The organism is Streptomyces sp. AC1-42W (assembly GCF_003248355.1).
Taxonomy (GTDB): Bacteria; Actinomycetota; Actinomycetes; order Streptomycetales; family Streptomycetaceae; genus Streptomyces.
Window position 1 is genome coordinate 2,213,189 of record NZ_QKWY01000001.1, and the last position, 13,407, is coordinate 2,226,595.

General features: G+C 74.1%; 11 protein-coding genes. 7 read left to right on the forward strand and 4 right to left on the reverse strand.

Annotation, left to right across the window (positions count from 1 at the left end):
* The first annotated feature begins 2 nt into the window (after nt 1–2).
* The 3 genes from DNK56_RS10145 to DNK56_RS10155 all read left to right on the forward strand — a co-directional run bounded on the left by DNK56_RS10145 (nt 3) and on the right by DNK56_RS10155 (nt 2,073).
* A complete protein-coding gene (locus DNK56_RS10145) occupies nt 3–530 on the forward strand; it encodes an SAV_6107 family HEPN domain-containing protein (RefSeq protein ID WP_111332631.1) in 528 nt (175 codons plus the stop codon).
* A 101-nt stretch (nt 531–631) separates the two neighbouring features.
* A complete protein-coding gene (locus DNK56_RS10150) occupies nt 632–1,390 on the forward strand; it encodes a class I SAM-dependent methyltransferase (RefSeq protein ID WP_111332633.1) in 759 nt (252 codons plus the stop codon).
* Nucleotides 1,391–1,674: 284 nt separating this feature from the next.
* Nucleotides 1,675–2,073, forward strand: a complete 399-nt coding sequence (locus tag DNK56_RS10155) for a DUF3040 domain-containing protein (RefSeq protein ID WP_111332636.1) — start codon at nt 1,675–1,677, stop codon at nt 2,071–2,073.
* 62 nt (nt 2,074–2,135) lie between these two features.
* On the opposite strand, the gene DNK56_RS10160 is transcribed toward DNK56_RS10155, so the two are convergent.
* The 4 genes from DNK56_RS10160 to DNK56_RS10175 all read right to left on the reverse strand — a co-directional run bounded on the left by DNK56_RS10160 (nt 2,136) and on the right by DNK56_RS10175 (nt 7,791).
* Complete coding sequence (locus tag DNK56_RS10160; protein WP_111332639.1) at nt 2,136–4,544, reverse strand: transglutaminase TgpA family protein; 2,409 nt, start codon at nt 4,542–4,544, stop codon at nt 2,136–2,138.
* A 10-nt stretch (nt 4,545–4,554) separates the two neighbouring features.
* Entirely contained in the window at nt 4,555–5,907 is a 1,353-nt protein-coding gene (locus tag DNK56_RS10165; RefSeq protein WP_241989833.1) for a DUF58 domain-containing protein, read from the reverse strand.
* On the reverse strand, nt 5,907–6,959 hold the full coding sequence (locus tag DNK56_RS10170; protein ID WP_111332642.1) for an AAA family ATPase: 1,053 nt from the start codon (nt 6,957–6,959) through the stop codon (nt 5,907–5,909). Before DNK56_RS10170 ends, DNK56_RS10165 begins: the two co-directional genes overlap by 1 nt.
* Before the next feature lie 292 nt (nt 6,960–7,251).
* Nucleotides 7,252–7,791 (reverse strand): beta-class carbonic anhydrase, encoded by a 540-nt coding sequence (locus DNK56_RS10175; RefSeq protein WP_111332645.1) that lies wholly within the window; start codon nt 7,789–7,791, stop codon nt 7,252–7,254.
* A gap of 378 nt (nt 7,792–8,169) precedes the next feature.
* Between DNK56_RS10175 and rsmH the strand changes: the two genes are divergently transcribed.
* The 4 genes from rsmH to DNK56_RS10195 are packed head-to-tail and all read left to right on the forward strand — an operon-like array spanning nt 8,170 to nt 13,407.
* A complete protein-coding gene (gene rsmH, locus DNK56_RS10180) occupies nt 8,170–9,135 on the forward strand; it encodes a 16S rRNA (cytosine(1402)-N(4))-methyltransferase RsmH (protein ID WP_111332648.1) in 966 nt (321 codons plus the stop codon).
* Nucleotides 9,136–9,185: 50 nt separating this feature from the next.
* A complete protein-coding gene (locus DNK56_RS10185; protein ID WP_111335653.1) occupies nt 9,186–9,683 on the forward strand; it encodes an FtsB family cell division protein in 498 nt (165 codons plus the stop codon).
* 4 nt (nt 9,684–9,687) lie between these two features.
* Nucleotides 9,688–11,673 (forward strand): peptidoglycan D,D-transpeptidase FtsI family protein, encoded by a 1,986-nt coding sequence (locus tag DNK56_RS10190; protein WP_111332651.1) that lies wholly within the window; start codon nt 9,688–9,690, stop codon nt 11,671–11,673.
* A gap of 18 nt (nt 11,674–11,691) precedes the next feature.
* Complete coding sequence (locus tag DNK56_RS10195; RefSeq protein WP_111332654.1) at nt 11,692–13,407, forward strand: UDP-N-acetylmuramoyl-L-alanyl-D-glutamate--2,6-diaminopimelate ligase; 1,716 nt, start codon at nt 11,692–11,694, stop codon at nt 13,405–13,407.

Below are 13,407 nucleotides of genomic sequence, written 5' to 3' on the forward strand. Positions count from 1 at the left end.
TCATGGCCCACTCGTCCGCAGCCGCCGCTCCGCGACGCCGCGCAGACGGCCCTGCTCCCTCACCGACCGGCCAGGCCCGCGACGTCCACCCCGTCGTCCGGCGCACCACCGCACCGCCCGCCGCCCTCGATCTCCTCGCCCAGGCCCGGACCGGCCTGGCGGAGGCAGCTGTCCTCGCCGTCCCCAACGAGCGGTACGCCACCGCGCACCTCGCGGCCCTGCGCACCGCCGCCGCCGTCCTCGCCGTCCGGGGCCGCCCCGCGCCCGCGCGCCGGCGCCGCGAGCCGATCCGCAGCGCCTGGGACATCCTCCCGGAGCTGGCCCCCGAGCTGAGCGAGTGGAGCGCCCTGTTCGCCTCCGGCGCCGCCCGCCGGGCCCGCGCCGAAGCGGGCATACCCGGCGCCGCCACCCGCCGCCAGGCCGACGATCTGCTGCGCGACGCCGCCATGTTCCTGCGCCTGGTCGAGCGGCTGCTCGTCCTCCAGCCGGTGCTCCCGCAACCGAGGGAGGAGCGTCCCGACGCGGGTTGACCGCGTGATCGGCGCCAGGCCATAGGGTAGGGAGAGGACCTGTTACCTGCGCTGTTCACGCTCCGCCCGCCGCGGCGGCCCGTGCCGAGGAGTCAACTGCCGTGTCGGACCCGCTGCGCCCCCGTGCCTCCCTCCGTACCGCCGTGGTCTGGGAGGTCCTCAAGGACGCCCTCGACCACCGGGCCGCGGCGACCGGCCGGGACGTCCTGGACGTACTGGACACCGGCGGCGGCACCGGCAACTTCGCCGTGCCCGCCGCCCGGCTCGGCCACCGGGTCACCGTCGTCGACCCCAGCCCCAACGCGCTCTTCGCGCTGGAGCGCCGGGCCGCCGAGGCCGGGGTCGCCGACCGGGTCCGCGGGGTGCAGGGCGACATCCTCGGCCTCTTCGACGTGGTGGAGCGCGGCGGCTACGACGCGGTCCTGTGCCACGGCGTCCTGGAGTACGTCGACGACCCCGCCGAGGGCGTACGGCACGCGGTGGAGGCGCTGCGGCCCGCCGGGGCGCTGAGCCTGCTCGCGGCCGGCCTCGGCGGCGCCGTGCTCGCCCGCGCCCTCGCCGGCCACTTCAACGAGGCGCGGCACGCCCTCGGCGACCCCGAGGGCCGCTGGGGCGACGGCGACCCGATGCCCCGCCGCTACACCGCCGAGCAGCTCACCGAACTGGTCACCGCCGCCGACGTCGAGGTGGGCGCCGTCCACGGCGTACGGGTCTTCGCCGACCTCGTCCCCGGAGTCCTGGTCGACACCGAACCGGGCGCCATGGAAGCCCTGCTCAAGCTGGAGGCCGCGGCCGCCGAACTCCCGGCGTTCCACTCCGTGGCCACCCAGCTGCACGTCCTGGGCACCAAGCGCGGCTGATACCCCCGAGGGTTACCGGCCGCAGCGGGGCTGATCAGCGACGCAGCGGCAGACGGAGTACGCACCGGCAGCCCCGTTCGCGCCTCCGGCCCCGTATGATCGGGGGACACCATCCGGCATGACGGATCGGAGGTTGGGGAATCAACGCCTCAGCAGCCGAGCCGCCGTGGCGGCCCGGACTGGCTGATTGGCAATGAGGGCGGGTTTCACGGGGGCGATTCCCTGCCTATCCTGGAAGGGCCGCATACCGGCCGCCCCCCGCGGCCGACGACGAGGAGGACTCCGTGCCGCTCTCGGAGCACGAGCAGCGAATGCTCGAGCAAATGGAGCGAGCGCTGTACGCCGAAGATCCCAAGTTCGCGACAGCGCTCGAGGGAAGTGGGCTGCGTACGTACACCCGGCGACGGGTCTACCAGGCAGTTGCTGGCTTTCTGGTGGGTATCGCGCTCCTCATGGCCGGAATGGTCGCTCAGCTGATCTGGGTCAGCGTGGTGGGCTTCCTCGTCATGCTGGGCTGCGCGGTGCTCGCGGTCACGGGGTGGCGCAAGGCGCCCAAGCCGGGCGAGCAGCAGGCGGTGCGCACCGGTGGTGCGGGTGACCGCAGGCAGTCCCGGCAGCGCCGGTCCGTGATGAACCGGATCGAACAGCGGTGGCAGCGCCGCCGCGACGAGCAGGGACAGTAACCACAGAACACCTACGGGTGAGGGGCGGCCGCATGCGGCCGCCCCTCACCCGTATCCGTCCCTCAGCCCTCCTGGCGGCTCGGCCGCCGCGTCCAGGACGGGCGGGCCGGCAGCCGGAAGCGGGCCGCCGCGGCCGCCCGGCGCCGGGAGAGCGCCCACACCACCCGGACGGACGAGCGCGGAGCCACCCGTGCGCGGAGCCGGCCGGCCCGGCCGGCCGCGAGACCCAGCCCGGCCCGCACCGTCCCGGCGTCCCCGGCCAGGCCCGACGCCGGGCGCGGCTCCCGCGCGTAGAGCACCTGCTCCACCGCCCCCGCCACCCGGTGCACCGCGTCCGCCGCCTCCGTGTCCAGCCGGCCCAGCCGCACCAGCCGCTCGGCGGCCCGGCGCGGGGTCAGCGCCTCGTCCGGCGCGATGCCGTGGTCCCACGCCGTGTCCGTGACCTCCCGCCACACCGCCAGCGTCCGCGCCCTCGCGTCGGCGCCGGTGCGCCCGGCCGACGAGCCCAGCCTGCGGTTCCGGACCCGTAGCCGCCAGAACATCGGCAGCAGCGGCAGCAAGAGGACGAGCACGGCCGCGCCCACCAGGCCGAGCACCGCGCCCGTCGGCGTCCCCGAGTCGGACGACGTTACGGCACCGGGCGCCGCGCTCTGCCCGCACTCGCCCTGCTTGCGCATCTGCGCCGGGCAGCTCTCGGACGCGGACGGCACGGCAGGGGCCGGCAGCGAGGCGGCGGCCTCCGGCCGGTCCGGGTCCGCCGTGTCCCCGGACGGTGCCTCGGGCAGCGTGTACGAGGGGACCGTGCCACGCGTCGGCGTCGGCTCGAAACGGGTCCAGCCGATGCCCTCGAAGTACAGCTCGGGCCAGGCGTGCGCGTCGCGCAGCCCGACCGCGTACGAACCGTCCGCCTGCGCGGTGCCCGGGGTGAAGCCCACCGCCACCCGCGCCGGAATCCCCAGCGTCCGGGCCATCGCCGCCATCGTGAAGGAGAAGTGGACGCAGAAGCCCTGCCGGTCCTTGAGGAACCGGGCGATCGCCGTGCCGCCGGTGCCCGAGTCGACCGAGGTGTCGTAGACGAACCCGCCCTCGCGGGCGAACCAGTCCTGGAGCTTCACCGCCCGCTCGTAGGCGTTGACCGCGCCCCGCGTGACCTCGTCGGCCGTCCGCGCCACCACCTTCGGCAGCGAGTCCGGCACCCGGGTGTACTCGCGCAGCAGCGCCGTCGGCACCTCGCCCGCGCGGGCCAGCTGCTGGGCGGTCGGCCGCACGTCGAGGCTGGTCACCGTGTACTGCGCGCCCGCGGTGGTCTCCCCGTCGTCCCCGACGAGGGTGCGGCCCTCCGGCTCGTAGCGCCACTTGCCGCCGACCCGCACCTCGGCCGCCGGATACGGCAGCGGCAGATAGGTCTGCTTGTACGAGCCGGACGCCGAGACGGTGGTCCTGACCTCCGTGACGGCGATGTCGGGGGACAGGCCTGCGGGCGTCGGGAACCGCTGCGGCACGTCCTGGAGCCGGCGCGTCGAGGCCCGCCACTCGTTCCCGTTGAACTGGTCCAGGGCCAGGATGCGCAGATAGAAGTCGCCGGGCCTGCTCGCGTCGGTGCGGTACGACATCACCTGCCGGTCCTCCGGCTGGTTCAGGTTGTCCTTGAGCGAGACCAGCGGGTTCACCGCGGAGATCGTGCCGCCACCGGCCCCCCTGCCGCCCCCGCCGCCCGCACCGGCCAGCAGCCCGCCGTCGAACGCGGGCAGCGCGGCGGGCACGACCAGCGCGATGCCGAGCGCCAGCACGCCGATCCGCCGCCCCGTGCGCACCGGGGCGAGCGCCCGGCCGCCCGACGTGTCCAGACCGGCCGACGAACCGCCGCGGGACGCCGCCCCGGCGAACACCCGGCCCCACTGCGAGAGCCGGTCGCGCCCCTCGGCCAGCAGGAGCAGCAGATAGCCGCCCGCGGCCAGCACGAACCACAACCGGCCCGCACTGCCCTCCGACAGCCCGGCGGCCACCGAGTAGAGCGCCAGCAGCGGCAGCCCGGCGGGCGCCGCGCTGCGGAAGGTCACCGCCAGCGCGTCCACCATCAGCCCGACCAGCAGCACCCCGCCCACCAGCATCAGCCGGATGCCCGGCGTGGCCGGGGCCGGGATCGCGTACTGCCCGACGTCGTCGGCGCCCGCCGTCAGCAGGTCCGAGAGCCGGTTCACGGCCTGCGGTCCGGGCAGTACGCCCGCCACCGCCTGCTCGCGGACGAACACCACCGTCAGCAGCACCACCATGGCCAGCGCCTGCGCGGCGACCGTCAGCGGCCGGGGCAGCGGCACCCGCCGGCCCAGCACCCCGACCCCGCTCTGCAGGGCCAGCAGGAACGCCGCCTGCGCGAGCCAGCCGACCGGGTCCACCAACGGCAGCATCGAGCAGGCCGCCATCAGCGTCGCCGCGAAGGCGCCCAGCGCCAGCCGACCACGCCCGCTCATGACCGCCCCCTCATGACCAACCCCCGGAATATCCGTCCGACCCGGCCGGCGCACCCTGCGGGCCCGCCAGCCGCCACAGCGCGGACAGCTGAGCGCCGGGCTCCACCGGCACCACCGTCCACCCCGCCTCGCGCAGCCGCCGTACCCGGCGCGCGGCCTCCTCGCGGCTCTCCGGCGACTCGCCGTTCACCCAGGCGGCGCCGTCCAGCACGAAGGCCACCGCGCCGCCGCTGCGCTGCCGCATCCGGGCGACCACGCCCGTCTGCTCCTCGTCCAGATCGCCCAGGAAGGCGATCAGCAGCCCCTCGCCGCCCCCGCGCAGCACGTCGTAGGCGCGCGAGAGACCTCCGCCGTCCGAGTGGTCGACGACCGCGAGGGTGTCCATCAGCAGGCCCGCCGCGTCCGCCGTGGACTGGGTGGCCCCGGCGAAACCGCCCTCGCCCTCGCCCGGCACCGCGTCGCCCGTGTCCGTCAGCAGCCGGACCGCGAAGCCGCGCTCCAGCATGTGCACCAGCGCGGACGCCGCCCCCGAGACCGCCCACTCGAACGCGGAGTCCGGGCCCGTGCCCCGGTACGCGGTCAGGCGGGTGTCGAGCAGGACCGTGCACCTGGCGCGCTGCGGCTGCTCCTCGCGGCGCACCATCAGCTCGCCGTAGCGGGCGGTGGAGCGCCAGTGGACGCGGCGCAGATCGTCGCCGTGCCGGTAGCCGCGCGGGATCACGTCGTCCTCACCGGCCAGGGCCGGCGAGCGCCGGCGTCCCTCGCCGTAGCCGGACGCCTCGCCCGCCAGCCGGACCGGCGGCAGCGGCTCGGTGCGCGGGATGACCACCAGGGTGTCGTAGGCGCTGAACGAACGCGTCAGCTCGCACATGCCGAAGGGGTCGCTCAGCCGCAGCTGGAGCGGGCCGAGCGGGTAGTGGCCGCGCAGATCGGAGCGGACCCGGTAGGACACCTCGCGCCGGCCGCCCGCCTCCACCCGGTCCAGGACGAACCGGGGCCGGGGCCCGAGCACGTACGGCACCCGGTCCTGGAGCATCAGCAGACCGGTGGGCAGCCGCGAGATGTTGTCCATGCGCAGATGGACGCGGGCCTCGGAGCCGGCCGGGACGCGCGAGGGGGAGAGCTTGCGGGTGCCCGTGACCCGGTAGCGGGTCCGGTAGAGCACCGTCACACACACCAGCGGCAGCACCGCGAGCAGCAGCCCGACCCGCAGCAGATCGCCCTGGCCCAGTACGTAGGCGCAGGCCGCCGCCGCGAGCCCGGCCGCGAGGAAGGACCGCCCGCGCGTCGTCAGTCCGCCGAGCGCGGCCCGCATTCCGCCCTTGGCGTCGCCGCCGTCCATCGCGACGGGCGCCGCCGCCATCACGGCCGCCGCGCGCCGGGCTGCTGCGGAGCGCCGTAGGCCGGGCCCGCCGCCGGATACGGGTGGGCGGGCGCCGGGCCCGCGCCGCCCGCCGTGGGCACCGGGGTCCGGGCGAGGATCTCCCGCACGATCTGCTCCGCGCCGCGCCGGTTGAGCTGGGCCTGCGCGGTGGGCAGCAGCCGGTGGGCGAGCACCGCGACCGCCAGGGCCTGCACGTCGTCCGGCAGGCAGTAGTCGCGGCCGGACAGCGCGGCGGACGCCTTGGCCGCGCGCAGCAGATGCAGCGTGGCGCGCGGGGAGGCGCCGAGCCGGAGGTCCGGGTGGTTGCGGGTGGCGCCGACGATCTGCACCGCGTACCCGCGGACGGCCTCGGCGACGTGCACCGCGCGCACCGCGTCGATGAGCTTCACGATGTCGTGCGCGTGCGCCACGGGCTGGAGGTCGTCGAGCGGGGAGGGGCCGCCGTGCACGTCGAGCATCCTGAGCTCGGCCTCCGCGCTGGGATAGCCGATCGACACCCGCGCCATGAAGCGGTCGCGCTGGGCCTCGGGCAGCGGATACGTGCCCTCCATCTCCACCGGGTTCTGCGTCGCCACGACCATGAAGGGGTCGGGCAGCTCGTAGCTGTGCCCGTCGATGGTGACCTGGCGCTCCTCCATGGACTCCAGCAGCGCGGACTGGGTCTTGGGCGAGGCGCGGTTGATCTCGTCGCCGATCACGACCTGGGCGAAGATCGCGCCGGGCTTGAACTCGAACTCGCGGCGCTGCTGGTCGTATATGGACACGCCGGTGATGTCCGACGGCAGCAGGTCGGGCGTGAACTGGATGCGCCGCACCGAGCAGTCCACGGACCGGGCCAGCGCCTTGGCCAGCATGGTCTTGCCGACGCCGGGTACGTCCTCGATCAGTAGATGCCCCTCGGCGAGGAGCACGGTCAGTGTGAGCCGTACGACCTCGGGCTTGCCCTCGATCACGCCCTCCATCGACCTGCGCACCCGTTCCGCGGTGCTGGTCAGATCTGTGAGGCTCGCTCGATCGTCATAGGTCGTCACCGGCCCTCCTCGGCCCTGCCCCCGCGCTCACGGGGAGCACGGGATTCCCCAGTCACGGGCCGGCGCCCTCGTGCGGCCCGGCCCACCCCGAAATGCGGACACCGCGCCGGACGAGGTCCGGCGTGGTGTCACTCACGCATTCTTGTTGCCGTTACCGCTCCGTGTCACTCGCCTGTGGACAACCGCGGGTGATTTGTCGGATTGGGTGAGGATTTTGTCACCGGAAGGTGTTCATCCGCCGCCCTGTGACGTGCGGAAACCCCGATCCCCTCCGGTCTGCGGGAACCCCCGGTCAGGCCGGCAGGACCTCGCGCAGCTTGCCGGTGGTCACGTCGAAGACGAACCCGCGCACGTCGTCGGTGTGCTTCAGGAACGGCGAGGTGCGGACCCGCTGCATCGACTGACGGACGTCCTGGTCGGCGTCGGTGTACGCCTCCACGGCCCACGACGGCCGCTGTCCGACCTCGTGCTCCAGCTCCTGGCGGAAGTCCTCGGTGATCGACTCCATGCCGCAGGTCGTGTGGTGGATGAGCACGATGCTGCGGGTGCCGAGCGCGCGCTGACTGATCGCCAGCGAGCGGATGACGTCGTCGGTGACCACGCCGCCGGCGTTGCGGATGGTGTGGCAGTCGCCCAGCGCCAGGCCGAGGGCCTTGTGCAGGTCGAGCCGGGCGTCCATGCAGGCGACCACGGCGACCTGGAGCACCGGCTTGGCGTCCATACCGGGGTCCGTGAACTCTGAGGCGTACTTGCTGTTCGCCTCCACCAGACGGTCGGTGACCGTGGCTGCTGGGGCGGAGGGCTCGGCGGGGGAGTTCGTAGAAGTCGACATGCTCAAGACGTTAGACCCCCTCATGCCTCCAGGAGGGACGGCGAAGCGGACAAAAAACGTCAACAGCCATTGTTGTGAGGTAATCCACAAGCCCGCCTCCAGGCATCCGCGCGGGTGAACGGACGGGCGCCGACGCGCTGCCGGGTTGATTGATCGGGAATCGATCGAGTGGCAGGGTGGACTAAAGTGACGGGAAGTTACCGACAGCCTGCACATTTCGAACTATTCCCCGTGTGCGCGGCGTACGTACGGCCCGGCCCTCTCCCGCTCGCCGGTCGGCTGACGCCCCTTCCCCGGCGCCGGCGGACCTCCCCTTCGCGAGCGGGCGGGGACCAGGCCGTACGTCCCGCCCTCCGGGAGCTGAGCCTGAGAGGGCGCATGAGCCAGACCCGACACGTCCCGGTGATGCTCCAGCGATGCCTGGACCTGCTGGCACCGGCTCTGGAGGCGTCCGGCCCCCAGCCCCCCGTGGTCGTCGACTGCACCCTCGGCCTCGGCGGTCACAGCGAGGCGCTGCTCTCCGCCTTCCCCGCCGTCCGGCTGATCGCGCTGGACCGCGACAAGGAGGCCCTGCGCCTCTCCGGCGAGCGGCTCGCCCCCTACGGCGACCGCGCGACCCTGGTGCACGCCGTCTACGACGAGCTGCCCGAGGTCCTCGACCGGCTCGGCATCCCCAGGGTGCAGGGCATCCTGTTCGACCTCGGCGTCTCCTCGATGCAGCTGGACGAGTCCGACCGGGGCTTCGCCTACGCCCGCGACGCGCCCCTCGACATGCGCATGGACCAGACGACCGGCATCAGCGCCGCCGAGGTCCTCAACACCTACCCGCCGGGCGAGCTGGTGCGCATCCTGCGCGCGTACGGCGAGGAGAAGCAGGCCAAGCGGATCGTCTCCGCCGTCGTGCGCGAACGCGAGAGGGAACCCTTCACCAACAGCGCCCGGCTCGTCGAACTGATCCGCGAAGCCCTGCCGCAGGCCGCCATGCGCACCGGCGGCAACCCCGCCAAGCGCACCTTCCAGGCCCTGCGCATCGAGGTCAACGGCGAGCTGACGGTGCTGGAGCGGGCCATCCCGGCCGCCGTCGCCTCCCTCGCCGTGGGCGGCCGCATCGCGGTCCTCGCCTACCAGTCGCTGGAGGACCGGCTGGTGAAGCAGGTCCTCGCGGCCGGCGCCGCCAACACCGCCCCGCCCGGCCTGCCCGTCGTCCCCGAGCGCTACCAGCCCCGGCTCAAGCTGCTCACCCGCGGCGCCGAACTCCCCACCGAGGAAGAGGTCGCCGAGAACCGGCGCGCCGCCCCCGCCCGGCTGCGCGGCGCCCAGCGCATCCGCGAGGACGAGCGGTGAGCAAACCGGCCGGGCAGGTGAAAGGACGCGCCGCACGGCTCACCCGGCTGATGCCCGCCGGGCCGAGCACCGCCGCCCGGACCCCGTTCGTCCTGCTGGTCGTGCTGCTCCTGGGCGGCGGCCTGATCACCCTGCTGCTGCTCAACTCGGCGCTCAACGAAGGCTCCTTCGAGCTGAGCGAGCTGAAGAAGCGGACCACCGAGCTGACCGACGAGCAGCAGGCCCTCCAGCGCGACGTCGACGCCTCCTTCGAGCCCGACGCCCTGGAGCGGCGCGCCCGTGAGCTGGGCATGGTCCCCGGCGGCAGCCCCGCCTTCCTCGGCCCGGACGGCAAGGTCCGGGGCGTCCCGTCCGAGGCCGCCCCCGCCCCGGTCACCGCGCCCCCGCCGACGACCCCCGCGGCCACCGCGTCCCCCGCCGGCACGCCCACGCCCACCGCCTCCCCCGCGCAGGCCGCCACGCCTGCCGCCGCCACGCCCGCGCCCGGCCCCTCGGGCACGGCGGGCGCCACCCCGGCCGCCCAGCCCTCCACGAGCCCCGGCAGGTGACGCAGTGCCCCCCAAGGAACCGCCGCGCCGCCGGGTCCCCGGCCCCGCGCGACCCCGTAACGCCGCCGCCTCCGGCCGCCCCCGGCCCCAGCAGCGGCGGCGCGCCCCCGCCGCCCCGCCGCGCGGCCGGACACCGCGCGGGCGGGCCGCCCGGACGCTGCGGCTGGGCAGCCCGCGCCCCAGGCTCCGGCTGATCAGCCTCGCCCTGACGCTCGTCATGATCGCGTTCGTCGTCCGGCTCCTCCAGGTCCAGGCGGTCGACGCCCACGCGTACGCCGCCAAGGCCGAGAAGAACCGCTACCTGAGCTACACGGTCGCCGCCGAGCGCGGCGAGATCACCGACCGCAGCGGCATCGCGCTGGCCACCAGCGTGGACGCGTACGACATCACCGCCGACCCCAAGATGTTCACCCCGGCCGACAGCAAGGCCCCCGACGCCCCGCAGCAGGCCGCCGCGCTGCTCGCGCCGATCCTGGGCGTGGACGCGGACGACCTGGTCAAGAAGCTCTCCAAGCCGAAGAGCCGCTACGCGGTCCTGGCCCGCAGGCAGACGCCGCAGGTCTGGAAGCAGATCAAGGACCTCAAGTCCGTCTTCGCCGAGAAGGCCGCCAAGGACAAGGCCGCCGGCGGCCCCGGCGCGAACGTCCTCGCGGGCGTCTTCCAGGAGAGCACCACCAAGCGGGTCTACCCCAACGGGGCCCTGGCCGCCGGGATACTGGGTTACGTCAACGCCGGCGGCGAGGGCGCGGGCGGCCTGGAGTTCCAGCTGGACAAGGAGCTGGCGGGCGAGGACGGCACCATCAAGTACGCCCAGTCCGGCGGCCGGCGGGTGCCCACGGCGGGCACCAAGGAGATCCCGGCGGTGCCCGGCTCCGACATCGAGCTGACCATCGACCGCGACATCCAGTGGGCGGCCCAGAAGGCCATCTCCGACCAGGTGGCCGAGTCCAAGGCCGACCGCGGCTACGTCGTCGTGCAGAACACCCGCACCGGCGAGGTCCTCGCCATGGCCAACGCCCCCGGATTCGACCCCAACGACCTCGCGCACGCCGACGCCGCGGCGCTGGGCAACCCGGCCCTCCAGGACGTCTACGAGCCCGGCTCCACCAGCAAGGTGATGTCGATGGCCGCCGTCCTGGAGGAGGGCGCCGCCACCCCCCTCACCCATGTCACGGTCCCCAACCGGCTGCACCGGGGCGACCGCCTCTTCAAGGACGACATCGACCACCCCACCTGGCACCTGACGCTCAACGGCGTACTCGCCAAGTCCAGCAACATCGGCACCATCATGGCCACCGGCGAGCTGGGCAGGACGCAGGCCGAGGCCAACAAGGTCCTGTACTCCTATCTGAGGAAATTCGGCATCGGATCGCCCACCGGGCTCGGCTACCCCGGCGAGACGGCCGGCCTCCTCGCCAAGCCCGAGGACTGGTCCACCTCGCAGCAGTACACGATCCCGTTCGGCCAGGGCCTCTCCCTCAACGCCATGCAGGCCGCCTCGATCTACTCCACGATCGCCAACGGCGGCGTACGCATCCAGCCGACGCTGGTACGCGGCACCCGGGGCCCGGACGGCCGCTTCACCCCGGCCGAGGCCCCCGAACAGACCCGGGTCGTCAGCGAGAAGACCGCCAAGACCCTCGCCCGCATGCTCGAATCGGTCGTCAGCGACGAGGAGGGCACCGGCACCAAGGCCCAGATCCCCGGCTACCGGGTCGCGGGCAAGACCGGCACCGCCAACCGCGTCGACCCGGTGCGCGGCGGCTACCACGGCTACACCGCGTCCTTCGCCGGCTTCGCCCCCGCCGACAACCCCCAGGTCACCGTCTACTGCGCGATCCAGAACCCCACCAAGGGCAGCCACTTCGGCGGTCAGACCTGCGGACCCATCTACAAGCAGGTCATGGAATTCGCCCTCAAGACCCTCCAGACGCCCCCCACCGGCCGCGCGCCGGCCGATCTGCCGGTGTTCTTCGGAACCGGCGAGTGAACTCGCGGAGACACCTCAGTGACGACCATCACCCCCGATCCAGGGAACCGGAACGAGAACGTCCGTTCCGCCGCACCCTCACTTCGCGAGAGGCCGGGTGCGCCCGGTACGCTCACCGCCGTGCCCCACGCTGAACAGTCCCGAACGACCCAGAAGGACGCGCCTGTGAACTATCCGGGAGCGCCCCGCCCGGACCGGCTGCGGCCGACCTCCCTCGTCACACTGGCCGAGCGGCTGGGAATCGAACCACCCGGCACCGGTGACGTCACCGGCATCACCCACGACTCCCGCGCCGTGCGCCCCGGAGACCTCTACGCGGCCCTGCCCGGCGCCCGCCTGCACGGCGCCGACTTCGCCGCCCAGGCGGCCGGGCTCGGCGCCGCCGCCATCCTCACCGACCCCTCCGGCGCCGAACGCGCCCGCGCCACCGGGGTACCGGTCCTGGTCACCGAAGAACCGCGCGCCCGGATGGGTGACCTCGCGGCCGAGATCTACGGAAGGCCCGGCACCGGACTCCTGCGGATCGGCATCACCGGCACGTCCGGCAAGACCACCACCGCCTACCTCGTCGAGGGCGGCTTCCGGGGCGCCGGCCGCGCCACCGGACTCATCGGCACCGTGGAGATGCGGATCGGCGACGAGCGCATCAAGTCCGAGCGCACCACGCCCGAGGCCACCGACCTGCAGGCCCTGCTCGCCGTCATGCGCGAACGCGGCGTGGACGCCGTCACCATGGAGGTCTCCAGCCACGCGCTGGTCCTCGGCCGGGTCGACGGCTGCGTCTTCGACATCGCCGTCTTCAACAACCTCAGCCCGGAGCACATGGAGTTCCACTCCGGTATGGAGGACTACTTCCAGGCCAAGGCGCAGCTGTTCACGCCCCGGCTCAGCAGGCGGGGCGTCGTCAACTACGACGACGCGTACGGCCGCAGGCTCGTCACCGAGGCGGCCGTGCCGGTCACGACCTTCTCCGCCGAGGGCCACCCGGACGCCGACTGGCGCGCCGAGGACGTCGTCGTCGGGCCGCTCGGCTCCACGTTCACCGTCGTCGGCCCGCAGGGCGAACGGGCCGCCGCCAAGGCCCCGCTGCCCGGCCCGTTCAACGTCGCCAACACCCTGGCCGCGATCGTCACCCTCGCCGTCGCCGGCATCGACCCGCAGACCGCGGCCGACGGCGTCGGCGCCGTACCGGGCGTGCCCGGACGGCTGGAGCGGGTCGACGCCGGACAGCCCTACCTCGCGCTCGTCGACTACGCGCACAAGACCGACGCCGTCGAATCCGTGCTGCGCGCCCTGCGCAAGGTCACCAAGGGCCGGCTGCACATCGTCCTCGGCTGCGGCGGCGACCGCGACACCACCAAGCGCGGCCCGATGGGCGCGGCGGCGGCCCGGCTCGCCGACACCGCCGTACTGACCTCCGACAACCCCCGCTCCGAGGACCCCCTCGGCATCCTCGCCGCCATGCTGGCCGGCGCCGCCGAGGTGCCCGTCCACGAACGCGGGGACGTCCTCGTCGACGCGGACCGGGCCGCGGCCGTCGCGGCCGCGGTGAGCCGCGCCGAGCCCGGCGACACCGTGCTCGTCGCCGGCAAGGGCCACGAGCAGGGCCAGGACGTCCACGGCGTCGTCCGCCCCTTCGACGACCGGGTCGTCCTGCGCGAGGCCATCGAACGGACCCTGGGGCACGGCGCCGGCCCCGCCGCCTCCCACCACGAGAACAACAGTCAGGGATGA

Bases quoted from the DNA above. Each gene is read 5' to 3' on its own strand.
- DNK56_RS10175 (WP_111332645.1), bottom strand. From the start codon at position 7,791: ATGTCGACTTCTACGAACTCCCCCGCCGAGCCCTCCGCCCCAGCAGCC.
- rsmH (WP_111332648.1), top strand. From the start codon at position 8,170: ATGAGCCAGACCCGACACGTCCCGGTGATGCTCCAGCGATGCCTGGAC.
- DNK56_RS10145 (WP_111332631.1), top strand. From the start codon at position 3: ATGGCCCACTCGTCCGCAGCCGCCGCTCCGCGACGCCGCGCAGACGGC.
- DNK56_RS10185 (WP_111335653.1), top strand. From the start codon at position 9,186: ATGCCCGCCGGGCCGAGCACCGCCGCCCGGACCCCGTTCGTCCTGCTG.
- DNK56_RS10165 (WP_241989833.1), bottom strand. From the start codon at position 5,907: ATGGCGGCGGCGCCCGTCGCGATGGACGGCGGCGACGCCAAGGGCGGA.
- DNK56_RS10160 (WP_111332639.1), bottom strand. From the start codon at position 4,544: ATGAGCGGGCGTGGTCGGCTGGCGCTGGGCGCCTTCGCGGCGACGCTG.